Raw genomic sequence first — 23566 nt, 5'->3', positions numbered from 1 at the left:
GCCCGGATCGGATCCGGGCCGAAGTCGTTTCAGGCCGGCGGTTGGACGTGCCGGATGCCGGGTTCAGTCCCCCGGGCAGATCAGCTTCACGGTGACGGTTTCCGTTCCCGTGACCGACAGGCCGCCCTTGGCGAGCATCTTGGCGAACTCCATGCCCTTGATGTCGCGGGACAGGATGGTCTCCGTCCGTAGCTCCTGATCGGTGAAATAGGCGCCCTTGCCGGTCTCCTGCTGCGGGCGCATCGACATGCCGTGGCCGCCGCGGCACTGGACCTTCACGTCGCCCGGCGCGCTGGTCGATTTCCCCTGCAGCGCCATGGTCAGGCCGTCCGTCTGCAGCGTCATGTCGATGTCGGTGTTGGTCTGGCCGGTCGAGGTGCAGGTCATCCCGGCCAGCCGCATCCTGGCGATCCTGGCAACCTGCCGGCCCTTGCCATGGAGGGACCACTGGTCCGATCCCGGCGAGCTCTGGCCCTGCAACTGGATCGGGCCGGTGACGTAGGAATAGGTCACGTCGAATTGCGGCGCCTGGACCCGGGGCTTCATCTCCGCCTCGACGATCATCTCGCCGTCGTCGAGCACCTTCTTGAGCAGGCCCCTTAGCGCGGCGGCCTGCTCGATGTAGCGGACGACCTCCTCGGCGGCCATCTGGCTCGGCAGCCGCTTCCAGTATTCGGCGGCGCCCGCCTGCAGGCATTCCGCCCGGTGCGCGGCCTCGTGCGCGAGGTTGATCTCGGCGATCTCGCTGCATTGCGAGCCCGCCTTCAGCGCGTCGAGGTCCCGCGCCGACTGCTCGCAGGTCCCGAAGCTCATCTTGACCGACTCTGGGCCGGAATAGCCCTTCGCCTGCGGGTGGGGGAGCGTGAAGGTGCTCAGGATCTTCGTCCGTTCCCGGATTGAGCGGTCATAGATGTTGACGTCGGAATCGGGATGGGTCGGGCGCTTCTTCGCCTCGATCAGCGGGGCCTCGATGGCGGCGAGCCTGTCGCGGATCTCGCCCTGGATCCGGATCAGGGCCTCGGCGTTGCGCAGCTCCTGCTGGAGGCTCTCCAGATGGCGGCAGGAACAGGCCGCGTCGGCGGCGACGGCCGCCGGTGACGGCACGAGGAAGGCAAGGATGGAGGCGACGGCAATCGAACGTTTCGGCATGATCTCTCCCGGGTGCTGGAGATCGTCATGCCTAGTGACGAGTTCCGGCGCGCGCAAAGCGGATCGACTGCAATTTGACGCCTATTCCCCGGCGGCGGCGCGCGCGGGATCGTAGACATAGCCATGCTTGCGCGCGATCGCCTTGCGCGCCTCGAGGAAGATGCGGCCGATCTCGAACAGGCGCTGGGTCGGGATCAGGAGCAGCCGGCGGCGATCCTTCGGGTCGGGCGTGCGCACCAGCGTGCCCGAGGCCACCATGTCGTCGATGTGGCGGGTGATCGTCACGTCGCTGGTGAACGCCTCGAAATAGGTCGCCACCTGCTTCACCGTCAAAATCTCGCCCTGCAGCCATTTGTGGCCGATCAGGGTGAAGATCATGTCGGCCTCGAAGATGCTGCGCCAGGGATGCTTGAGAAAGCCCTGCTTGATCATCTGCCGGCGAAACTCGGCGCGATATTCGAGCCAGGATACGTCCGACGCGAGCAGGGCGCGCTGCTCCGGGTCGAGCGCGACGTCCTGATGCTGCTCGATCTCCAGGACGTCGTCGAAGACTTCTTTCGGCGTGACTTCGGTTGGCTTCATGGGCGCGCAATTCCGATCGCGGGAGGTGACTACTCTATGTTTCGGCCATCACGGCATGCAACGTCCCGCTGCATTCCGCAGCGACCGTGATCACAGGCGGCAGCATCGGTGACCCGGAGTCTGGGTGCGCAGAAGTCGAGCCGGGAAAATTAGGCGAAGAATTGTAGCTAATTGGCCCTTCGGTCCCGCGAAGGGCTTCGCTAATGCTCGACGCGGTCGGACTTTCTCGACGGAACTTGCCGCTCGGGCAGGGCGAGGGCGAGGGGCCGGCCGGCATCGGCGCCTGGCCTGACGGCCGGATCAGGCGCCCAACACACAATCGGTCTTCTCATCCTTCGGGCGCGCCAGCGCCCGTCGCCGGCGGAGCTTTGCCTCGCCGGCCAAAGCGGGAGCATGGAATTGCAGGATACGACTTACGAGCCCCGCCGGGCGACGCGCCGCCAAGAGGCCGGCAGGGGCCTTTCCCGCCTTCGTCCGGAAAACCGCGAGCCGAAGCGGGAACATCTTGTGATGCGGACAAGATGGTTCCTCGCCGCGGCGCTGTGCCTGTTCGCGGCCGGTTGCACCAGCGATGCGCGGATGGGAGCGCTCAAGGCCGACATGGCCGGTCGCCAGGCGGCGGCCGAGGCGGTGGCAAGCCGGTCCGGAGCGACGGCGGAGGACAAGGAGCGCGCCCGGGGCTACGCCTCCGCGCAATCCTGCATCGACCAGATCCAGGCGCACGGCAAGGCGGCGCAGGCGCAGCACATGGCGGCGACGGGGGCGATGGCCGCCGTCAGCTTCGCCGGGCCGGGCGGCGCCCTGGCCGCCCGGGCGCTCGCGCCGGTCACGGCGGCGGCAACGAAGAGCCAGCCCTTCAGCGTCGCCTGCTACTAGGCGTGCCGACCCGGCCGCCCCCTGCAATCGAGGACGTCATCTTGAGCGTGAATATGAAGGCCCGAGCGGTCCGGGCGACTCTGATCGCGGCCGCGGCGCTGGAGCTGGCCGCCTGCCAGAGCTCCCAATCGAATTTCCAGGGATCGCAGTTTTCCAACGAGACCCGGGCCCTGGAGAAGCAACTGGATGGCGAAGCGGTGGCCTTCGGCGCCGCGCAGGGCGCGACCAGCCTCGCCGCTTCGGCGGATCCGACCGGCCTTTCCAGCTTCGTCAAGGCGCCGGTCGCGCTCGCCGCGCGAAACGCCATGGCCCGAAGCGCCGACGCGCGCATGGACGCCCAGCTGGCGCGCGACGAACAGGAACTCTACCGCCGCTACGGGATGAACCCGGATGGTACGCCGTCCGGCAAGAAGCCCGCGGACTAGTCAGAAGCGGCCGTGGCGAGAGTTGGGAACGAGCGGTCGCTGCGGGTTCGTCGAAAAATCCTGTACTCTGTGTGGGCCGCCTCCGTGTCGAAGATGCGGTGGCGGACCCGTGCTTGAGAAAGGAACGGCTCCGATGTCCCATTCGACCCTCCTTGCCGCCGGCGCCCTGACGCTGGCCACCGTTACGCTCGCCGCTTGCCAGACCAGCTCGCCCCCGGTGCCGCCCGTGCCGCCGACTGCGCCAGGCATGTGCCGCCCGGACGCCGCCGACGCGCTGAAGGGCCAGAACCGGGTCACCGATGCCGAGGCGCGACAGCTCACCGGTGCGTCGGTCGTGCGGCAGGTCCGTCCGGGGCAGGGCGTGACGATGGACTTCCGGCGCGAGCGGGTGACGATCGTGACCGATCCAAAGTCCGGCAGGATCGTCCAGGCCACTTGCGGCTAGGTCGCCGCGCCTTCGATCGAAGCCGGCGAGGCGCCGTCGTGGCGTGACCGAAACTGGAGAGAAACGGCGCCGCTTCGCCGGGAGCGGCGCTTCGGCGCATGGCTTGCCGCTCGCGAAAACCTCGGGTTCGTCCTTGACGTAGCATCCCGGATGCATTCTGGAGAGGCCGGCTGGCCGTCAGGCCGCTTCACCTTGTTCCAGACCCTGTGATTCCATGATCCGCCTCGACAACATCAGCAAGCAGAACGGCCACCAGATCCTCTTCATCGATGCCTCGATGGCGCTGCAGAAGGGCGAGAAGGTGGGGCTCGTCGGTCCGAACGGCGCCGGCAAGACGACATTGTTCCGGATGATGACGGGCGAGGAGATGCCGGACGACGGCCAGGTCTCCGTCGATGCCGGCGTGACGATCGGCTATTTCAGCCAGGACGTCGGCGAGATGTCGGGCCGCAGCGCCGTTTCGGCGGTGATGGATGGCGCCGGTCCGGTGAGCGAGCTGGCCGCCGAGATGGCGGAGCTCGAGGCCGCCATGGCCGATCCGGACCAGATGGACAACATGGACGCCATCGTCGCGCGCTATGGCGACGTGCAGGGGCGTTTCGAGGAACTGGACGGCTACGCGCTGGAGGGCCGCGCGCGGGAAGTGCTCGCCGGCTTGAGCTTCTCGCAGGAGCGGATGGACGGCGATGTCGGCGCGCTGTCGGGCGGCTGGAAGATGCGCGTCGCGCTGGCCCGCATCCTCCTGATGCGGCCGGACTGCATGCTGCTCGACGAGCCGAGCAACCATCTCGACCTCGAGAGCCTGATCTGGCTGGAGGCCTTCCTTAGGGGCTATGACGGCGCCCTGCTGATGACCTCGCACGATCGCGAGTTCATGAACCGGGTGATCGGCAAGGTGGTCGAGATCGACGGCGGCTCGCTCACCACCTATTCCGGCGACTACGAGTTCTACGAGCAGCAGCGGGCGCTCGGCGAAAAGCAGCGTCAGGCGCAGTTCGAGCGCCAGCAGGCGATGCTCGCCAAGGAAATCAAGTTCATCGAGCGCTTTAAGGCGCGCGCCTCGCATGCGGCGCAGGTGCAGAGCCGGGTGAAGAAGCTGGACAAGATCGAGCGCGTGGAGCCGCCGCGGCGTCGCCAGTCGGTGCTGTTCGAGTTCCGGCCCGCGCCGCGCTCCGGCGACGATGTCGTCGGCGTCAAGAACGTCCACAAGGGCTATGGCAGCCAGTCGATCTATGAGGGACTGAATTTCCAGATCCAGCGCAAGGAGCGCTGGTGCGTTCTCGGCGCCAACGGCGCCGGGAAATCGACCCTGCTGAAGCTGGTCGCCGGCTCGGCCGAGCCCGACCAGGGGGCGGTGACGGTCGGCGGCAGCGTCAAGATGGGCTATTTCGCCCAGCATTCGATGGAGCTGCTGGACGGCGAGGAGACGGTCTTCGAGTCGCTCGAGGGCTCGTTCCCGCAGGCCGGCCAGGGTCCGCTGCGCACGCTCGCCGGTTGCTTTGGCTTTTCCGGCGACGACGTCGACAAGCGTTGCCGGGTGCTGTCGGGCGGCGAGAAGGCGCGCCTGGTGATGGCCAAGATGCTGTTCGACCCGCCGAACTTCCTCGTCCTCGACGAGCCGACGAACCATCTCGACATGGCGACCAAGGAAATGCTCGTCGCGGCGCTTTCGGAATTCGAGGGCACCATGCTGTTCGTGTCGCACGATCGCCACTTCCTGGCGGCGCTGTCGAACCGGGTGCTGGAACTGACGCCGGAGGGCGTGCACCAGTTCGGCGGCGGCTATACCGAATATGTCGCCCGTACGGGTCGGGAGGCGCCGGGCCTGCATCCTGGCTAGGCGCCGGCCGCTCGATCCCCCTGATTTCTGTCAATGAAAACAGAGGCTTGTAGCGGCGCGTGCACAAAATGATTCAGGCGGCGTGATCCGGCCGTGCCGTGAGCGACGGACCGCCATGCGCGGGCCGTTCGCATGTCTGCCGCCCGGTCTGCGCCATCCCTTGTTCGGAGAGGCAAGGCGTCGCTATCATCCGGAAGCGTGATCAATCCATCGCGCCTGCCATGCCGTGGAGGGAAGAGGCCGCGGCCCGGCGGATCATCGGACCGGGAGGAAGCGTCGAGATGCGTCTGCTCATTCTGGGCACGGGCGGCATGGCCAATCAGCATGCCAGGAATTTCTCCGCCATCGAGGGCGTCAGTGTCGTTGGCGGCGTCGATGTCGTGCCGGATCGGCTCGCCGCCTTCTGCGCCGAACACGGCATCGAACGGTCGTTCGCCACGCTCGAGGAGGCGCTGGCCTGGGGCGAGTTCGACGCCGTCGCCAACGTCACGCCGGATCGCATCCATCATCCGACCACGCTGCAGGCGATCGCCGCCGGCAAGCACGTCTTCTGCGAGAAGCCGCTCGCGACCGACGCGGCCAAGGCAATGGAGATGACGGAAGCGATCGAGGCCTCTGGCAAGGTCGGCATGGTCAACCTGACCTACCGCAATTCGCCGGCGCTGCAGAAGGGGCGTGCGCTGGTGCTCTCGGGCGAGCTCGGTCCTGTCCGCCATGTCGAGGCGTCCTACCTGCAGAGCTGGCTCGTCGCCAAGGCCTGGGGCGACTGGCAGACCGAGAGCAAGTGGCTCTGGCGGCTCTCCAAGAAGCACGGCTCGAACGGCACGCTCGGCGACATCGGCATCCACATCGTCGACTTCACCGCCTATGGCGCCGGGCTCGACATCGCCCGCGTGTCGGGCCGGCTGAAGACCTTCGACAAGGCGCCCGGCAATCGCATCGGCGAATACGACCTCGACGCCAATGACAGCTTCACCATGAACGTCGCCTTCGAGACGGGCGCGGTCGGCGTCATCCATGCGACGCGCATGGCGGCCGGCCATCTCGACGAGCTGCTGCTGCGGATCTTCTGCCAGAAGGGCGCGCTCGAGATAAACTACAACACCGGCGTCTCGACGCTCCGCGTCTGCCGGGGCGACGACCTCGACACGGCGACCTGGCGCGAGGTGCCGCTCGATCCGGTCGAGACCAACTATCAGCGCTTCGTCGCGGCGGTACGCGCCGGCAAGGCGCAGGAGCCGACCTTCCGGCGCGCCGCCACCATCCAGAAGGTGCTCGATCTGGCGCAGGAGTCGGACCGCTCGGGACGGGACGAGGCGGTCGGCTAGCGCGCTGCGAGCGATCTGGAGTCGGCTCGCGACGTTGCGTGACGACGTCCGGTTCGAACTCGGCCTTCTCGCCCTGGAATGCGGTGACCGATCCCGTATGTCGGCGCGCGAAACCGTCGTGCGCGCCGTCATGCTGCACAGCGCCTGATATCGATTGCCACGGTCGCTAGATCGGGGGCGGGCATAGAGGTTTATTAGCTTTCTCCCCAATATAACGAGGGTCCGTTCGGAGCTGTTCTGAAGGATGAGCTATGAGCCATGTTTGCCGAACCTTGGCCCTGATGGTGCTCTGCGCTGGCGCATTCGGGCCGGCCATGATGGCGCGTGCCGAGGTGCCTGCCTCGTCGAAGGCCGGAGCGAACGGGACCAGCTTCCCGCTCGCCTCCGGCGACACGCTGAAATTCGACATCCTGGATGATGATCGGGATCCGATCGATCTCCAGATTGCGGATGACGGGACCATTCAGGCGCCATATCTCGGCGCCGTGCCGGTCGCCGGGCTCAGCGTCGCGGACGCGCGCGAGAGGCTGAAGGCTCGCTATGTCGAGCAGAAGATCTTCGTTGCGCCGCAGATCGGGCTTTCGGTCGCGGCCTATCGGCCGATCTTCGTCATCGGCGACGTCAAGATGCCCGGAGGCTATCCCTTCCAACCGGATCTGACGGTCGAGAAGGCCATCGCCCTTGCTGGAGGTCGCGTTCTCGCCGGCGAGAGCGAGGATCCGGCCATGGCGCGGTCGCGGCTGCGCGGCGAACTGGCCAAGCTCGATGCCGTGATCATTCGCGAGGCGCTGTCGGTGGCGCGCCTGACGGCGCAGCTCGACGACCGCGACGCGATCGAGGAAGACGACATTCCGGCGCATGCGCGGGCCTATCTCGAAGGTTCCGTCGCCGACACGATGCGGAAGGTCGAACAGCGGCTTCTCGAAACCGATCGCAGCGGCTTCCAGGCCCAGAAGGCGGTGCTTGTCGAAGGCGTCGCCGAGGCGGAGCGCGGGCAGGAGCTGCTGAAAGAGCTCGGGGCGAAGGTCAACGAGTCGATCGACATGAGCCGCGCCGAGCTCGAGCGCGGGCGCATCCTGCAGCAACGTGGCATCAAGACCCTGACGGACGTCACCAATCTGGAGCGCCAGCTGAACACCGCGGAGGCGCGGCAGTTGCAGGTCATGAGCGACGCCTCGGACGGTCGTCGCGAGCTCGGCGCGCTCAAGCAGCAGCTGAGCGGTCTGGAGCAGGCCCGGAAAGTTCAGGCCCTGACCGATCTGCAATCGCACAATGCCGAACTGGCGGCCTCGCTCGCCTCGCGAGGGGCCTATGAGGAGCAGCTGATGCTGACGCTGGCGCTGCCCGCCGCGAAGCTTCGCGAGGCCAAGAAGGCCGTGCTCGACTTCGTCGTCCGACGCAAGGGCCCCGATGGCATCGACGAAATGGTTGTCGAACCGTCCAGTCCCATCGAGCCTGGCGACGTGGTGTCCGTCAGCATCCGGACCCCGCAGCAGGGTGTGCTGCTTGACCTGCTTCAATCCGGCGTCATCCCTCCGATCGGCGGGGAACTGTCGCAATAGCGCCTGTCGGTTCTTCGTGCCGGCGGGGGCGGCGCGCCGACCTCCGCCACCGGATATCATCGTCGCGACAGAATCAGAGCACGCCGCGCCGGTCCGATGAGGGGTGGCGCGGCCATGGGAGCGCGACACGGTGACGATCACGATCTATGGCATCAAGAACTGCGACACGATGAAGAAGGCCCGGCAGTGGCTTGATGCGAATGGCATTTCCTATTCGTTCCACGACTACAAGGCCGAGGGGATCGATCTGCCGCATCTCGATCGCTGGGTGAAGGAGCTTGGCTGGGAGACGGTTCTGAATCGAGCCGGCACTACCTTTCGCAAGCTGGAAGAGGCCGACAAGAGCGATCTCGATGCCGCAAAGGCGATCGCGTTGATGCAGGCGCAACCGTCCATGATCAAGCGTCCGATCCTCGACCTTGGCGACGGCCGCCTTCTCGCCGGCTTCAAGCCGGAGACCTATGCCGCGGCTTTCAGGTGAGCAAGCTATAGTCCTATATCGATATAAGGATATCTTTATATCAAGCTTGACCACCCTGCGGGGAGCGCCTAAGGGTGTCGGTGTCGTGGTCTTCGGCGTCGTTTCGGCGGCGCCGGAGCTAAGAGGGAATCCGGTGCGTCATGCCTGCTGCGGCGTGGCAAGGCCGGAGCTGCCCCCGCAACTGTGAGCGGCGAGCTCCTGTCCAACTCCGCCACTGAAGCCGGAAGGCTTCGGGAAGGCCGGGCCGGGGCGGCGACCCGCGAGCCAGGAGACCTGCCGCGACCTCATAACGTCCCTGGGCGGGGTGTCCCGGTGGTGCGCCTGCGCCCGCCGGTCCGCGATCGTCGGGATTCTCCGCATGCGTCCGCTCGGCCTTTGCCCCCAACATTTGGGGTTCAAGCCGATGTCTTCTTTCTCTCTTCCTGTCAGCACGCTCGGTACGCCGCGGATCGGCCCGCGCCGCGAGCTGAAATTCGCCCTCGAAGGCTACTGGTCCGGCCAGATCGATGCCGACGAACTGCTCGCCCGCGCGGTGGCGCTTCGGGCCGCCAACTGGGCCCGCCAGAAGGCGCTCGGGATCACGATGATCCCGTCGAACGACTTTTCGCTCTACGACCAGGTCCTCGACACCAGCGTGATGGTCGGCGCTATTCCCGAAATCTATGGCTGGAGCGGCGGGCCGGTGCCGCTCGACACCTATTTCGCCATGGCGCGCGGCAGCCAGGGCCACGAGCCGGACCCAGCCTGCGCCGGGCATCATCACGGCCCTGGGCAGGGCGTGCCGGCGCTCGAAATGACGAAATGGTTCGACACCAACTACCATTACATGGTGCCGGAGTTCACGCGCGGGCAGCGCTTCATGCTCGCCTCGACCAAGCCGCTCGACGAGTTCCGCGAGGCGAAGGCGCTCGGGTATCACACCCGTCCCGTCCTGCTCGGCCCGGTCAGCTATCTGAAGCTCGGCAAGAGCAAGGATCCGTCGCTCGATCCGTTGTCGCTGCTGCCGGCGCTGCTGCCCGTCTATGTCGAGATGCTGCGCAAGCTGGCGGCGCAGGGGGCGGACTGGGTCCAGATCGACGAGCCGTGCCTCGTCCTCGACCTCGACGAGCAGGCGCGGCAGGCGCTCCGGGTCGCCTATGGCATGTTCGCCTACGCGCTGCCGAAGCTGAAGCTGATGCTCACGACCTATTTCGGCGGTCTCGGTGATAATCTCGACACGGCGCTCGGCCTGCCGGTCGCCGGCCTTCACGTCGATCTCGCCCGGGCGCCCGAACAGCTGGACGCCGTGCTCGCGAAGGCGCCGAATGGCCTCGTCCTGTCGCTCGGCGTCATTGACGGCCGCAACATCTGGCGCGCCAATCTCGCGAAGCTGCTCGATCGTCTCGAGCCGGTGCTGGCGCGGCGCGGGGCGGATCATCTCCAGATCGCGCCCTCCTGTTCGCTGCTGCATGTTCCGATCGACCTGGCGCTGGAGACCGACCTTGATCCCGACCTCTCGAACTGGCTCGCCTTCGCGGCCCAGAAAATGGACGAGCTGGCGACGCTCGGCCGGGCGCTGGCCGGCGGGCGCGGCGTCGTCGCCGAGCGCATCGCGGAGTCTGTCCTCGCCGCCAGCGCGCGGGCCACATCGCCGAAAGTGCATGATCGCGCCGTGGCGTCGCGCGCGGCGGCCGTGACCGGAGAGATGGCGCGACGCGCCAGCCCGTTCGGCGATCGCCATGCCGTCCAGCGGGCGATCCTCGGCCTGCCGTCTTTTCCGACGACGACGATCGGCTCCTTTCCGCAGACGGGCGCGGTGCGTCAGGCGCGGGCGGCACATGCCAAGGGTGGGCTGACGGCGGAGGCCTATGACGCCTTCCTGCGTCAGGAGACGGCGGCGGCGATCCGCTGGCAGGAGGAGATCGGCCTCGACGTGCTGGTACATGGCGAGTTCGAGCGCAACGACATGGTGCAGTATTTCGGCGAGCAGCTGGCCGGTTTCGCCTTCACCAAGTCGGGATGGGTGCAGAGCTACGGCTCGCGCTATGTCCGGCCGCCGATCCTGTTCGGCGACGTGTCGCGGCCGAAGCCGATGACGGTGGATTGGTGGCGCTATGCGCAGTCCTGCACGGCGAAGCCGATGAAGGGCATGCTGACCGGCCCGGTGACGATCCTGAACTGGTCGTTCGTGCGCGACGACGTTTCGCGCAGCGCCGCCTGTCGACAGATCGCGCTCGCGATCCGTGACGAGGTGCAGGACCTGGAGAAGGCCGGGGCACGCATGATCCAGATCGACGAGGCGGCATTGCGCGAGGGCCTGCCGCTTCGGCGCGGCGAGTGGGGGCACTATCTCGACTGGGCGGTCGAGAGCTTCCGCCTCTGCGCTTCCGGCGTGCGGGACGAGACCCAGATCCACACGCATATGTGCTATTCGGAGTTCAATGACATCATCGATGCGATCGCGGCGATGGATGCCGACGTCATCTCGATCGAGACCTCGCGCTCCAGGATGGAGCTCCTCGACGCCTTTGTCAGCGATCGCTACCCGAACGATATCGGGCCGGGCGTCTACGACATCCATTCGCCCCGCGTTCCCGCCGTCGCCGAGATGACGGCGCTGCTGGAAAAGGCGACGGAAAGGCTGTCGGCCGGACAGGTCTGGGTCAATCCGGATTGCGGCCTGAAGACGCGAACCTGGGACGAGGTGCGGCCGGCGCTGGTCAACATGGTCGCCGCCGCGCGGCAGCTGCGGGCCATGTTCGCGGAGGCGGCCGAATAGAGCTTGCAATGGCTGGCCGTGCCGGAGAGCGATTCCGGCGCGGCCATTCTCTGAAGTCTATTCAGTTCAAGGCCTTGCGGGTTCAGGCTCGCAGGGCCCTGAGCGCGTTCAGGATGACGGCGACGTCGATCGCCTCCTGCAGCAGCGCGCCTTGCAGCGGCGGCAGGTAGCCGAAGGCGGCCGCGATCATGGCGAGGATCGAGAGGCCCAGCCCGACGATGACGCTCTGCAGGGCGATCCGTGCCGAGCGATGCGCTATCCCGATCGCGTCGGCGAGATGATCAATCCGGTCGACCAGCAGCACGACGTCCGCCGTCTCCGACGAGGCGGCGGCGCCTCGCGCGCCCATGGCGACGCCCACATCGGCCACGGCCAGCGCCGGCGCGTCGTTGACACCGTCGCCAACCATCATCACGGAACCGGCGGCACGCGCCTCGATGACGACGTCGACCTTGTCCTGCGGCGTGAGGTCGGCCTTCAGGTCATCGATGGCGAGGCTGCGCGCCACCGCCTCCGCGACGGCGGCGCGGTCTCCGGTCGCCAGCACGATGCGCGCGATGCCGGCGGAGCGCAGGCGCTGGATCACCGAAGCCGCGTCGGGGCGCAGCGGATCGGACATCACCAGCGTGCCGGCGAGAATGCCGTCGACGACGACGTCGACCGTCGCCGCGCTGCCGGGAAAGCCGGGCTTCCAGATGCCGGCGCCGGGCTTCAGGTAGCTCCGGGCATAGGCGGATCCGCCGACGACGACCTGATGCCCGTCGACCATGCCGATCAGGCCTGCGCCTGCGCTCTCCTGGATCTCGGTCGGGGTCGACAACTTCAGCCCGCGTGCCTGCGCGGTCTTGATCAGCGCCTCGGCCATGACATGGGTGGAGCCCTGGTCGAGCGATGCGGCCAGGCGCAGGACCTCATCGGGGCGCTGTCCCGGCGCGGCCCAAATGTCGGAGAGCTCGGCGCGGCCATGCGTGAGCGTGCCGGTCTTGTCGAGGACAGCGACGCGGGCCCGGCCGAGCGCCTCGAGCGCGCCGCCGCCCTTGACCAGCACGCCGAGCTTGGCGGCTCGGGAGATGCCGGAGATGATCGCGACGGGAACGGCGAGGATCAGCGGGCAGGGGGTCGCCACCACCAGCACGGCGAGGGCGCGGATCGGATCGCCGGTCCAGATCCAGGCGCCGCCGGCGAGCAGGAGCGTCAGGGCGAGGAACCAGAGCGCATAGCGGTCCGCCATGCGGACGGCTGGTGCCTTCGACTTCTCGGCCTCCTCGACGAGACGAACGATCGCCGCATAGGCGCTCTCCGAAGCGGGGCGCAGGGCGACGAGATCGAAGGAGGCTCCCACCGCCGTCGTGCCGCTCAGCGCCTCCTCCTCACGGCGCAGCGTGACGGGCAGCGGTTCGCCGGTCAGCGCGGAGGTGTCGATCACGGCCTCGTCGCTGGCGATGGTGCCGTCGACGGGCAGAACCTCGCCCTGGCGGATCAGTAGCGTGTCGCCCGGCAGCACGGCCTCGATCGGAACCTCCCGGAGGCCGTCGTCGGTGTGCTTCATGACGGTGCGGGCGACGCGCCCGAGCAGGGCCGTCATCTCGCGGCGCGCGCGGCGCTCGGCATAATTTTCGAGGTATTGGCCGCCCGCATACATGAGGGCGACCACGTTGCCGGCCAACTGCTCGCCGAAAGCGAGCGCCGCCGTCATCGAGAGGGCAGCGATGATGTCGAGGCCGGCATCGCCACGTCGCAGCGAGGTGACGATCTGCGCGAACAGGCTGAGGAGAACGGGGAGGGTGGCGAAGCCCCAGACGAAGGAGGCGGATCCGCGGCCTCCGACGAGATAAAGCAGGATGCCGGCGGCGAGCCCGCCGAGTGCCACGGCGACCAGCGCGACATTGCTGGACCAGATCGGCCTACGCTCCTGCTGCATCGCGTCTTCCCGCTCCCGCATGGGTTGATCGGCGGGCCTGTTCCCGCGCGAGTCGATGGCGGAGACAGCAGCGCACTTTCGGAGGCTTGTCGATGGGACGGATTGATCTCAGCCGGTTTCCAGGACGTCCTTCAGGACGACCGCCTGATTGTGCGTCTCGTCCCTGGCGCCGAACAGCAGCGTCGTCACGCGACCGGCGCATTGCCCGCGGAGCGCGGCGACGGCGTCCGGCTTCTCGGCTAACTCCGCGCGATAGCGGCGCTCGAACTCCTCCCAGTTCGAGACCTCGTGGTGGAACCACTTTCGCAGCGCGTCGGAAGGCGCGAGATCCCGGGCCCAGAGATCGAGTGCGGCATCCTCCTTCTTGATGCCGCGAGGCCAGAGGCGGTCGACAAGCACCCGGAAGCCGTCGGCGGGAGAGGGCGGATCATAGATGCGCTTGAGCTGGATCATGGCACCGTTCCCCGTGTTGCGTGCCGGCGGTCAGTCGGCTCGGGCGGCTGGCTGGCGCTGGCCGGCTGTTCCCGATGGGCCTGTCGCGGCCTGCTGGGCGCGCTGGCCGAACCAGATGCTACCGAGCACGATCACCATGCCGAGGATCTGCGCCGGGCTCAAGGTCTGGCCGAGCCACCACCAGCCGAGCAGCACGGCGGTGAGCGGGCTCAGGAAGCCGAGCGGCGACACGACGGCCGGGCCCAGCTTCGCGATGCCGCGGAACCAGAGGATGTAGGTCAGCGCCGCGCCAATCAGGCCGAGATAGGCGAGGCCGGCGAGGTTGGCGCCGGTGAGAGGCGGCAGCGCCGGCTCGAACCAGAGCGCCACGGGCAGCAGCAACAGTCCGCCGGCTGTCAGCTGCCAGGCGGTGAAGGCGAGGGGGGAGACGGGCGGTTGCCACTTCCGCGTCAGCACCGTGCCGAACGCCATGGAGACGGCACCGGCGAGACCGGCCAGGATGCCGATCGGGTCGAGCGCGGCGTTCGGCGTCAGGATCAGCAGCGCCACGCCGCCGATTCCGGCCGCCGCCGCCGCGATGGCGCCGAGGCGCGCCGCCGAACCGAGCAGGACATGCGCCAGCAGGATGACGATGAGCGGCTGGATCGCGCCGACCGTGGCCGCGACGCCGCCCGGCAGGCGATAGGCGGAGACGAACAGCATCGCCCAGAAGATCGAGAAGTTGAGCGCGCCCAGCACGAGCACGCGGAGCCACCAGATGCCGCTCGGCAATTGCCGGACGGCGAGAAGGAGCAGTAGGCCGGCGGGCAGGGCGCGGAAGACCGAGACGGTGAGTGGGTAGCCCTGCGGCAGCAGCTCCGTCGTGACCAGATAGGTGCTGCCCCAGATGGCGGGAGCAACGGCGGTGATGATCAGGTCCAGATTGCGCTGCATGGCAGGCCTCATGATTTATCTTGATATCAAGATAGGTGGATTAATCTTGACGTCAAGATATCTCCATGCCCTGATGCGGCATGGATCACGTTGACGAGATATTGCGGCAGTGGAACCGCGAGCGGCCCGACCTCGACGTCGGGCCGATGGGGCTGATCGGCCGGCTCGGCCGCATCGTGCACTACCTGACCCGCGAGATGGACAAGACCTTCGCCGCGTTCGGGTTGACGGGGGCGAGCTTCGATGTGTTGGCGACGCTGCGCCGGGCTGGAGCGCCCTACAGCCTGTCGCCGGGGGATCTGCTCGCCACGATGATGATTACGTCGGGGACGCTGACCAACCGGATCGATCAGCTGGAAAAGGCGGGCCTCGTCGCCCGCGCCAGCAATCCGGAAGACGGTCGCAGTGTTATCATTTCGTTAACCGAAACGGGGCTCGCGACAATCGATGCGGCGGTAACGGCGCATGTCGAGACGCAGAAGCGCCTGGTCTCCGTCCTCCCGGCCGAGGAGCGGGATCTGCTCGACGTCCAGCTGCGGGCATTCCTGGCCGGCATCGCGGCCAGGAGCTGAGGCGGGCGACCTAGCGCCCGGACGCGTGCCGGGCCTCGTGCTCGAGCAGCCAGCGCTTGCGGTCGGTGCCGCCGCTGTAGCCGGTGAGCGCACCGTCGGCCCCGACCAGCCGGTGGCAGGGGATGACGACGCAGAATGGATTGGCGCCGTTGGCATGGCCGACGGCGCGGGCCGATTGCGGCCGGCCGAGCTGTGTCGCCAGCCCGCCATAGGCGAGCGGCAGGCCGGGCGGGATGGCGCGCAGCGCCTGCCAGACGGTCTGCTGGAACGGCGTGCCGTCCGTTCTTACGGGGACCCGCTCGAGTGCGGCGATCTCTCCGGCGAAATAGTCCCGCATCGCGTTGGTGATCGCGGCAGGCACGGCGCCCGGAGCGAGCGCGAAGGTGCCTTTGCCGAGCCGGCGCCCAAGCAGCCGGTCGAGCCGATCCTCGCAGCCGACGAAATCCGCCGCGCGCAGGAAACCGTCCGCGTCGGCGACGAGCAGCATGGCGCCGATCGGTGTTTGGATCGTCTCCAGTACCAGCCGCGTCGTCATCGATCAGCTCGCATCGTGGAAAATGATGCCGAGCGTGTGGCGGCGGCCGGAGCGGACGCGACTGACGCCGTGGCGGAGGTTGACGCGGTAGTTGCCCTTGCTGCCCTGGACCGGCCGGTTGTGCACGGCGAAGGCGACGGCGTCGCCCTGGCGGAGCGGCACCACCTCGGCGCGGCTCTGCATGCGCGGCCGCTGCTCGGTCAGCACGAATTCGCCGCCGGTGAAATCCGCGCCCGGTTCCGACAGCAGGATCGCCACCTGCAGCGGGAAGGCGAGGGCGCCGTAGAGATCCTGGTGCAGGCAGTTGAAGTCGTCCGGCCCGTAGCGGAGCAGGAGCGGCGTCGGCCGCGCCTGCCCGGCCGCGTGGCAGAGCGCCAGATAGTCGGCGTGGCGTTCGGGATAGCGCGTCGGCTCGCCCATCCGCAAATTCCAGTCATTGGCGATCGTCGCGAGCCTCGGATAGAGCGCCGTGCGCAGCTCGCCTACGAGATCCGGCAGCGGATAGCGGAAATAGCGGTATTCGCCCTTGCCGAAGCCGTGCCGCGCCATGTGAATGTGGGCGCGGAAATGCGCCTCCTCGTCATAGAGCGCGGCGATCCCGCGGCATTCTTCGGCCGTCAGCAGATTTTCCAGCACGGCGCTGCCGTAGCCGTCGAGATCGGCGGCGAGACGCTCCCAATCCAGGCGGCCGACGCGGTCGTCGGCCGCGTCGACGCTGTTCATCGCGAGGGGCGCGGCGCTCATGCCTGCGCCTCCTTCTCGAGCAGCGCCTGCTTGCGCTGGACGCCCCAGCGATAGCCGGAGAGCGCGCCGTCGTTCCGCACCACGCGGTGGCAGGGGATCGCCACCGCGATCGTGTTGGCGGCGCAGGCACCGGCGACAGCCCGCATCGCGTGCGGCGCGCCGATGCGCGTGGCGATGTCGCGATAGCTCGCCGTCTCGCCGGCCGGGATGGCGCGCAGCGCCTGCCAGACACGCTGCTGGAAGGCGGTACCGCGCACGTCGAGCGGCAGGTCGAGGCCGAGCGCCGGCGCCTCGACGAAGCCGATGACCTTCGCCACCAACTGCTCGAACTCGGCGTCGCCGCCGATCAGGTTGGCCTTCGGAAACCGGTCCTGCAGCTCCCGCGCCAGCTGGTCCGGATCGTCGCCGAGCGCGATCGCGCAGATGCCCTTGGCGCTTTGGGCGACGAGGATGGCGCCGAGCGAACACTGCGCCAGCGCGAACCGGATGTCGGTATCGGCGCCGCCGGCGCGATAGGCCGTCGGCGTCATGCCGAGCATCGCATTGGAGGTCGCATAGAAGCGACCGCTCGAATTGAAGCCTGAATCGTAGATCGCTTCGGTGACGCTCCCATCCCCGCTCGCGAGCTGGGTGCGGGCGCGGGCCCCCCGCTGCGCCGCCGCATAGGCTTTCGGCGTCACGCCGGTCACCGCCTTGAAGACGCGGTGGAAGTAATACGGGCTCATGCCGACCGTGCGGGCGAGCTTGGCCAGCGCCGGCGGCGTGTCGGCCGCCTCGATGGCGCGGCAGGCGCGCGCGATCGTTTCCGCATGTTGCTCGGCGAGCGAGGCGGCGTTGGGCGTGCAGCGCCGGCAGGCGCGGAAGCCGGCAGCCTCCGCCTCGGCGGGCCCGGCATGGAAGGCGACGTTCTCCGGCTTCGCCTGGCGAGCCGGGCAGGAGGGCCGGCAATAGACGCCGGTCGTCCGCACCGAATAGACGAACTGGCCGTCGAAGGCGCGGTCGCGCGCTATTACGGCCTGCCAGCGCGGATCGCGCTCGGCCGGCGCGACGGTCTCGACCTTGGTCTCGGTCCTGGCCTCGGCGGCCGGGATGGTCTGGTGGAGGGCGTGGGCCATGGCTTCATCCTTCGCATGGATCGTGCCCTCTAGGTAGGCCCGCCTCGAAACGCCCGCACTCCGCCGCTTGCTTTCAAATCGTCGTGCCCGTTACGCGCACGCCCTGGAAGCGGGCAACGGCCCTTCGCCTCGACCGGATCGGTCCTTCCGGACAAGGCGCCCGGGATGGCGCGAGGCGAGGCGCCGGGCGCTGGTCATCCGGCCTCCTCCGGGCCGGAGCGCGGCCGCGCTCCGGCGATGGCCGTTACCTCGGCCGGTGCTTTTCAAGCCTGGTTCCCCAGCGTAAAGTGAGCTCGCCGAAGCCGTGTCCGGTCGCCTGCCTTCGGTCATGCTTGCCTCTTCCGGCGATAGAAACGGTTCGTGGTCCGAGGCGCATTGTCTGAGACGAACGAGACTGCCGTTCGCAAGCCGTCATTTGCCTTTTCGTTGAACCAACGGTTTCAGGTGGAGGAGTGAAATGGCCGATATAAAGCATGAAGACGAGAACAAGCATGAAGAGCTGAACAAGCCGCCGCGCAGTGCCGAGGAGCTTCGCCAGGAAATTCTGCAGCAGCGCCTGCTCGAGGCGAGCAAGCAGCGGGAGCAGCAGACGAAGCAGAACGAGGCGCTGACGAAGTTCGCGGAGAGCTTCCTGCACGACCAGATCAGCGACGACGAAGTCGAGACGGTTCGTCGCGTGGCGCTGAACGCGGTCAAGAACGGCCAGTACGAGGCGATGGTCTACAGTTTTCCCTCGTCGCTCTGCACGGACAAGGGGCGGGCGATCAACAGCGCGGATCCGGATTGGCCCGAAACGCTGCAGGGCAAGGCCAAGCAGTTCTATGAGCGCTATGTCGAGTACGCCAAGCCGCAGGGCTTCAAGCTCAGCGCCATGATCATCAACTTTCCCGGCGGATTTCCGGGCGATGTCGGCTTCTTCATCAGCTGGAAGGACGACGTCAAATAGGCGCTGGTCCGAAGCCGGGCCGGATCACGGCCCGGCTCCGGCCAAGACTTCGGGCACGATGTTGCGCGGCGTGACGTCGTCGACGAAATCGTTGGGCCGCCTCTGGCGCTTGCCGAACTTGGGCTTGTCGAACGGCACGCGCTCATACGGGATCGAGCTCAGTATGTGCGAGATGCAGTTGAGCCGCGCCCGCTTCTTGTCGTTCGACGGCACGATCCACCAGGGCGCGTGACGCGTGTCCGTCGCCCGGATCATCTCGTCATAGGCCTTGGTGTAGTCCCACCAGCGATTGAAGGACTCGATATCCATCGGGCTGAGCTTCCATTGCCGCAGCGGGTCCTTGACGCGCTGGTGGAAGCGCCGTTCCTGCTCCTCCTCGCTCACGTCGAGGAAGTATTTCAGCAGCGTGATGCCGCCCTCGATCAGGGCCGACTCGAAGCGCGGCGTCTGCTCGAGGAAGCGTCGCGCCTTCTCCTCGGGGCAGAAGCCCATGACGCGCTCGACGCCGGGGCGGTTGTACCAGGACCGATCGAAGATCACGATCTCGCCGCCGGCCGGCAGATGCTGGATGTAGCGCTGCATGTACATCTGCGTCTTCTCGCGATCGGTCGGCGCCGGCAGCGCGACGACGCGGAACACGCGCGGGCTGACGCGCTCGGTGATGCGCTTGATCACCCCGCCTTTCCCGGCGGCGTCGCGGCCCTCGAAAATGATGGCGATGCGGGCGCCGGTCTTCTTGACCCAGGCCTGCAGGTGGCAAAGCTCGACCTGCAGGCGGATCAGCTCCTTCTCGTAGGCCTTCTTGTCCATTTTCACCGGGGCGTCCGCCTCGGGATCGGCCTGACTTTCCGCTTCCCTGGCCTTGTCCCTGTCCTTACCCTTGTCCTTGCTCATGTCGACCTCCCAACCGGCACGATGAATTCACGGAGCGTTCAACGCTCGGCCTCAAACGCTTGATAGGCGTCCTCAAGGATCTCGAAGATCATGCCGGCGCCGATCACGTCGATGACGCCGGCGCGGCGAAGCAGTTCGCGCGCGTCCGAATGCAGCTCGGCCAGGCCGAAGCGGATGCCGCGATCGCGCAGTTCGAGGGAGACCTCGCGCAGCATCTCGGTCGCCGAGCTGTCTATCTGCGCGATGGCGCTGGCGTCGACCAGCAGCCAGCGCGTATCGGGCGGCAGCCCGTCGGCGATGCTGCGCAGGCGCTGCCCGACATAGTCGATGTTGAAGAACAGCAGGCTGCCCTGGACCAGGCAGACGGCGAGGCCGGGCACCGGGCGCGCCTCCGGGGTGTGGTGCAGCTTGTAGAAGCCGTCGTGGCCCGGAATGCGGCCGAGCAGGGCGTCGCGCGGGAACATCTGCTTGCGCAGCAGATAGACCAGCGTCGCGCCGATGGCGATGACGACGCCGTTCAGCACGCCGAGGCCGATCGGCCCCCACATCGCGATCACGGCGAAGACGAACTCGACCTTGCTGACGCGCCAGACCTGCCGCATGGCGCCCAAATCGATCATGCCGAGCGCGGTCGAGGCCAGGATGGCGCCGAGCGCGGGGATCGGGATGATCCTAAGCGCCGGCCCTAGGAACAGCAGCGTCGCGATCAGCGTCGCCGCCGCGACGAGGCTGACGAGCTGCGAGCGGCCGCCGACACTCAGATTCACCGCCGTGCGCGAATCCGAGGCCGTCACCGGGAAGGCGCCGAACAGGCCGGCGCTGAAATTCGCCGCCCCGAAGCCGATCAGCTCGCGGTTCGGATCGACCGAGGTGCCGGCCCGGGCGGCGAAGCTGCGCGCCGTGATGATGCCGGCGCCATAGCTGACCAGGAAGATCGCCGCCGCGCCGAGCGCCAGCGTCTGCAGCGGCAGGTCGGCGATGCGCGGCAGGGTCAGCGCCGGCAAGCCGCTCGGAATGTCGCCGACGATGGCGATGCCGCGGCCCTCGAAGTCGAACAGAGCCGACAGCACGACGGAGAGCAGCACGACCAGGATGGGGCCGGGGACGGGAAACCGCGTGATCCGCACGATCTGCAGCAGGAGGAACATCCCGCCCGCCAGCGCCAGCGTCGGCCCGTGGATCGAGCCGGCCTTGCCGATCAGCTCGAGAAGCGGCCGCAGCAGCCCCTCGGATTCGATCCTGACCCCGGTGAAGCGGCCGATCTGGCCGACCAGGATCGAGAACGAGATGCCGATGAAGAAGCCGGTCAGGATCGGTCGCGACAGGAAATTGGCGAGAACGCCGAGCCGGAACGCCCAGGCGACCAGGCAGAGGACGCCGACGCCGAGCGCCAGCACTTCCGCCACTTCGGTGGCGTTGACGCCAGCCGGCACGTTCGCCATCACGGCGGCGAGCGTCGCCGCCAGCACCGTCGTGGTGGCGGCGTCCGGCCCGACGATCAAGTTGCGCGAAGGGCCGAAGAAGGCATAGGCGATCAGCGGCGCGATGCTGGCATAGATGCCCGTCTCGGGCGGCAGGCCGGCGATCGCCGGATAGGCGATGGCGCTCGGAAGGCCGACGGCGGCGACGGCGAGGCCGGCGGAAAAATCGCGTGACAGCCACGCCAACTGGTAGCCGGAAAGGCCCGCTGGCAATGGTAGGTGAAACGCCCGCCCGCCTGAAACCATGTTGGCCCACATGCTTTCGGCGGTCTTCGGCGCCGAAGTCCCTCGGGATGCGATGCAGTCAACCAGTTTTCTCAGCATATACGCTTTGCAGGCGGCGCAAAAGCGCGTGCGCGCGTGCCCTCGATCGCCCGCTTCCTTCTCGTTCGGCCCGGCTTGCGCGGCGGTGATCGGTCTGGCGGCGCGGCCGCCGGCGATTGACCGGCCGGCGGGCGCCATGTCCAATGCACGCGGAAGTTTCATCGAGGGATCGCGATGCGAATCAGGATCAGTCAGCTCATCGCCGCCGCGCTGGTCGCGCCGGCCCTTCTGGTGGCGCAGGCCGGGCCGGGCGAGGCCAAGGACGGCAAGAACGCCGCCGCCATCATCGGCGGCCTCGCCGGCATCGCCGTCGGCGCGGCGATCGCCGACAGCGCCAACCGCAACCGCGACATCTATGGCGCGCCGCCGCCGCCTTCCTATAACCCGCCGGCGCCGTTCTCGCCCTCCGGCGGCATCATCTGCTATCCGGCCCAGCGCGCCTGCTACAACAATGGCGGCGCCTACAACAGCAACTGGACCTGGCGCGTCTACGGCCGCTGAGGGGGACATCATGCTCGCAGAAAAGATCCGCGGCGCGCTCGCCGCCACCGCCTTCGCCGCCCTTCTCGCCGGCCCGTTCGCCGCCGCGCATGCCGAGAGCGGCAACATCGCGCCCGAGCCGCCGGCCGGCGCCACCGCGCCCGCGCCCGACGCAGACACCGACCGCGCCGACGCGGCCTGGGCCGATTTCCTCGAGACCGAGGGCGCGATCCTCGCCGACGCCCAGTTCGCGGCCCTGAACAACCTCGCCTTCCAGGCGGCGGCGGTGCGCGTCTGCGACGGCCACGGCCTCGCCAAGGAAACCTTCGGCAAGGCGATCGGCGACGTCATCGCCAGCGGCGACCAGCAGCTCACCGACGAGCAGGCCGAGGAGCGCAAGACCGCCATCCTCGTCGCCTTCGGCGCCCGCTACGGCCTCTTCATCGCCGAAGCCCATGGCGACAAAGCAGACTTCTGCGCCGCCGCCGCCAAGCTGAAGGCGGAACCGGAGGGGACGCCGGTGTTTCTGGAGTAGGGGTAGGAGAAAGGGGGGCGCTGGCGGCGGAGGAAACGTTCCCGCGGTTGGTCTGTCTGTCGAAATGCCGAATGACGGCCGATCCCTTCTCCTTGGCACACCGTTGGACGAATATAAACTACCCATCCCTGTTTTAGCCTGACGTTAAACGTGCTTATGCCCGTATCTGATCAAGAATTATTCATGAAATTGGGGGCTAGGGGTGCTGTTTACCGAATTTGACCGGCCAGTGTTTAAAATTTTGCCGAAGAACGACACTGGTGGAGCCAGTGGACATCAAGCGGGTTTCTTGGTTCCTAGGGATCTCAAGAACTATTTTCCGGTGATGCCGCCAACGTCGGCGGCCAAGCCAGCTGTGTATCGCGAGATTTCGGCTGCCCTATTTGTCAATGATAGTAGCCTTGGCGTTGTCAGGACAAATTACCAGCATCAGACTTGGGCCGGAACCAGAACTGCGGAGCGTAGAGTCACTGGTGGGTTGGCAACTTGGTTAGCTCAAGCAAACAAAGGCGACGTTCTGCTGATCGAGCAGAGCTTGACTGATGAGCTTTTTTACAGATTCACCATCTGCAAGGCCGGATCTGCTGCCCATGCTCGCATCGCCTCGCAGATTGGTTCGCGGCGGTGGGGTGTGCTTCTGACCTCCGATCCGCCCGTCGCAGCGGTTGACGAGGCGCATGCGGCAACTGAGCAAGCTGCTCATGAAGCCGCCCCATTTCTGGACTTGTTCGACAATGACGCTGTCCTAACGGAAACAAGAGTCAGGCGGATCGCCCGTGCTAGGGTCTTTCAGCGGCGGGTATCTGAAGTATATGGAGGCCGTTGTGCAGTCTGCGGAGGTGGATTGCATACGTCTCACGGAAAGTCGGAGGTCGAAGCTGCCCACATTGTTCCGCGCAGTTTGAAGGGCGCGGACGATATCAGGAATGGTTTGGCGCTATGCCGGACCCATCATTGGGCGTTCGACAATGGGCTGTTCGGAATCAAGGATGGTCTTGTCTATCTTCCCTCGGTCGTCGCGAGCCGGCCAGAAAATGCTGACCTCGTTGCGTTTTCCGGCAAGAAGCTCCGTGCGCCGACACATGGTGCAGCCGCTCCAGCCCAAGCAGCGCTCGAATGGCATTTTCGCGAAATCGTGATAAGATGGTAACTTAGGCGCCAGATTTGGCTGCATGGCTCTACGAGGA

23 protein-coding genes and 1 riboswitch are annotated in these 23566 nt (G+C 67.2%); of the genes, 13 read left to right on the top strand and 10 right to left on the bottom strand.

The window, feature by feature from the left end; translation table 11 throughout:
- Positions 1-63: 63 nt before the first annotated feature.
- Together G539_RS0111795 and G539_RS0111790 are read right to left on the bottom strand one after the other, a co-directional pair.
- Positions 64-1149, bottom strand: coding sequence for a hypothetical protein (locus tag G539_RS0111795; protein WP_029075385.1), 1086 nt, complete (start codon positions 1147-1149; stop codon positions 64-66).
- 81 nt (positions 1150-1230) lie between these two features.
- Positions 1231-1731: a helix-turn-helix domain-containing protein gene (locus G539_RS0111790; RefSeq protein ID WP_029075384.1), complete on the bottom strand. Its 501-nt coding sequence runs from the start codon at positions 1729-1731 to the stop codon at positions 1231-1233.
- Positions 1732-2241: 510 nt separating this feature from the next.
- On the opposite strand from G539_RS0111790, the gene G539_RS0111785 reads away from it, so the two are divergent.
- The 8 genes from G539_RS0111785 (at position 2242) to metE (ending at position 11446) form a co-directional block, all read left to right on the top strand.
- On the top strand, positions 2242-2607 hold the full coding sequence (locus G539_RS0111785; RefSeq protein WP_156911942.1) for a hypothetical protein: 366 nt from the start codon (positions 2242-2244) through the stop codon (positions 2605-2607).
- A gap of 53 nt (positions 2608-2660) precedes the next feature.
- Complete coding sequence (locus tag G539_RS0111780) at positions 2661-3032, top strand: hypothetical protein (protein WP_029075382.1); 372 nt, start codon at positions 2661-2663, stop codon at positions 3030-3032.
- A 133-nt stretch (positions 3033-3165) separates the two neighbouring features.
- Positions 3166-3477, top strand: a complete 312-nt coding sequence (locus G539_RS0111775) for an I78 family peptidase inhibitor (protein WP_029075381.1) — start codon at positions 3166-3168, stop codon at positions 3475-3477.
- Between the two features lie 214 nt (positions 3478-3691).
- Positions 3692-5317 (top strand): ABC-F family ATP-binding cassette domain-containing protein, encoded by a 1626-nt coding sequence (locus G539_RS0111770; RefSeq protein ID WP_029075380.1) that lies wholly within the window; start codon positions 3692-3694, stop codon positions 5315-5317.
- 281 nt (positions 5318-5598) lie between these two features.
- Positions 5599-6645: a Gfo/Idh/MocA family protein gene (locus tag G539_RS0111765; RefSeq protein ID WP_029075379.1), complete on the top strand. Its 1047-nt coding sequence runs from the start codon at positions 5599-5601 to the stop codon at positions 6643-6645.
- Positions 6646-6896: 251 nt separating this feature from the next.
- Positions 6897-8207, top strand: coding sequence for a polysaccharide biosynthesis/export family protein (locus G539_RS0111755; protein WP_084639962.1), 1311 nt, complete (start codon positions 6897-6899; stop codon positions 8205-8207).
- Between the two features lie 130 nt (positions 8208-8337).
- Entirely contained in the window at positions 8338-8688 is a 351-nt protein-coding gene (locus G539_RS0111750; protein WP_029075377.1) for an ArsC family reductase, read from the top strand.
- Between the two features lie 69 nt (positions 8689-8757).
- A riboswitch (cobalamin riboswitch) is annotated at positions 8758-8983 on the top strand.
- A 108-nt stretch (positions 8984-9091) separates the two neighbouring features.
- The gene (gene metE, locus G539_RS0111745; RefSeq protein ID WP_029075376.1) at positions 9092-11446 is read left to right on the top strand and encodes a 5-methyltetrahydropteroyltriglutamate--homocysteine S-methyltransferase; all 2355 of its coding nucleotides are present in this window, start codon (positions 9092-9094) and stop codon (positions 11444-11446) included.
- 82 nt (positions 11447-11528) lie between these two features.
- Here the strand turns inward: metE and G539_RS0111740 are convergent, their stop codons facing one another.
- From G539_RS0111740 to G539_RS24545, 3 genes are all read right to left on the bottom strand, one after another.
- Positions 11529-13367, bottom strand: a complete 1839-nt coding sequence (locus tag G539_RS0111740; RefSeq protein ID WP_051231338.1) for a heavy metal translocating P-type ATPase — start codon at positions 13365-13367, stop codon at positions 11529-11531.
- Positions 13368-13475: 108 nt separating this feature from the next.
- Positions 13476-13820, bottom strand: a complete 345-nt coding sequence (locus G539_RS0111735) for a DUF488 domain-containing protein (RefSeq protein ID WP_029075374.1) — start codon at positions 13818-13820, stop codon at positions 13476-13478.
- Positions 13821-13850: 30 nt separating this feature from the next.
- The gene (locus G539_RS24545) at positions 13851-14753 is read right to left on the bottom strand and encodes an EamA family transporter (protein ID WP_051231325.1); all 903 of its coding nucleotides are present in this window, start codon (positions 14751-14753) and stop codon (positions 13851-13853) included.
- 80 nt (positions 14754-14833) lie between these two features.
- Between G539_RS24545 and G539_RS0111725 the strand changes: the two genes are divergently transcribed.
- Positions 14834-15325: a MarR family winged helix-turn-helix transcriptional regulator gene (locus G539_RS0111725; RefSeq protein ID WP_029075373.1), complete on the top strand. Its 492-nt coding sequence runs from the start codon at positions 14834-14836 to the stop codon at positions 15323-15325.
- Between the two features lie 10 nt (positions 15326-15335).
- Here the strand turns inward: G539_RS0111725 and G539_RS0111720 are convergent, their stop codons facing one another.
- From G539_RS0111720 to ada, 3 genes are read right to left on the bottom strand one after another with little or no spacing between them, the layout of a single operon-like run.
- Complete coding sequence (locus G539_RS0111720) at positions 15336-15860, bottom strand: methylated-DNA--[protein]-cysteine S-methyltransferase (RefSeq protein ID WP_029075372.1); 525 nt, start codon at positions 15858-15860, stop codon at positions 15336-15338.
- A 3-nt stretch (positions 15861-15863) separates the two neighbouring features.
- A complete protein-coding gene (locus tag G539_RS0111715; protein ID WP_029075371.1) occupies positions 15864-16604 on the bottom strand; it encodes a 2OG-Fe(II) oxygenase in 741 nt (246 codons plus the stop codon).
- Positions 16601-17719 carry a bifunctional DNA-binding transcriptional regulator/O6-methylguanine-DNA methyltransferase Ada gene (gene ada / locus G539_RS0111710; protein ID WP_035831184.1) on the bottom strand — a complete coding sequence of 373 codons (1119 nt, stop codon included), beginning with the start codon at positions 17717-17719 and terminating at the stop codon, positions 16601-16603. The genes G539_RS0111715 and ada overlap by 4 nt, the downstream gene beginning before the upstream one ends.
- Before the next feature lie 457 nt (positions 17720-18176).
- Here ada and G539_RS0111705 point away from each other — a divergent pair, with 457 nt between their 5' ends.
- Positions 18177-18665, top strand: a complete 489-nt coding sequence (locus tag G539_RS0111705; RefSeq protein ID WP_029075369.1) for a hypothetical protein — start codon at positions 18177-18179, stop codon at positions 18663-18665.
- Positions 18666-18689: 24 nt separating this feature from the next.
- Here G539_RS0111705 and ppk2 read toward each other — a convergent pair whose 3' ends face one another.
- Both ppk2 and G539_RS0111695 read right to left on the bottom strand, forming a co-directional pair.
- Entirely contained in the window at positions 18690-19475 is a 786-nt protein-coding gene (ppk2, locus tag G539_RS0111700; protein ID WP_051231337.1) for a polyphosphate kinase 2, read from the bottom strand.
- A 122-nt stretch (positions 19476-19597) separates the two neighbouring features.
- Positions 19598-21286 carry a SulP family inorganic anion transporter gene (locus tag G539_RS0111695; protein ID WP_029075367.1) on the bottom strand — a complete coding sequence of 563 codons (1689 nt, stop codon included), beginning with the start codon at positions 21284-21286 and terminating at the stop codon, positions 19598-19600.
- A gap of 252 nt (positions 21287-21538) precedes the next feature.
- Here G539_RS0111695 and G539_RS24540 point away from each other — a divergent pair, with 252 nt between their 5' ends.
- The 3 genes from G539_RS24540 to G539_RS26715 all read left to right on the top strand — a co-directional run bounded on the left by G539_RS24540 (position 21539) and on the right by G539_RS26715 (position 23529).
- Positions 21539-21865: a hypothetical protein gene (locus tag G539_RS24540; RefSeq protein WP_035831180.1), complete on the top strand. Its 327-nt coding sequence runs from the start codon at positions 21539-21541 to the stop codon at positions 21863-21865.
- Positions 21866-21875: 10 nt separating this feature from the next.
- Positions 21876-22379 (top strand): hypothetical protein, encoded by a 504-nt coding sequence (locus G539_RS0111685; protein ID WP_029075366.1) that lies wholly within the window; start codon positions 21876-21878, stop codon positions 22377-22379.
- 202 nt (positions 22380-22581) lie between these two features.
- Entirely contained in the window at positions 22582-23529 is a 948-nt protein-coding gene (locus tag G539_RS26715) for an HNH endonuclease (RefSeq protein ID WP_210162816.1), read from the top strand.
- Positions 23530-23566 lie beyond the last annotated feature (37 nt).

Source organism: Kaistia adipata DSM 17808, from assembly GCF_000423225.1.
Classification (GTDB): domain Bacteria; phylum Pseudomonadota; class Alphaproteobacteria; order Rhizobiales; family Kaistiaceae; genus Kaistia; species Kaistia adipata.
The sequence above is the reverse complement of the archived record's forward strand: the minus strand, read 5'-3'. Positions and strand labels throughout refer to the sequence as shown.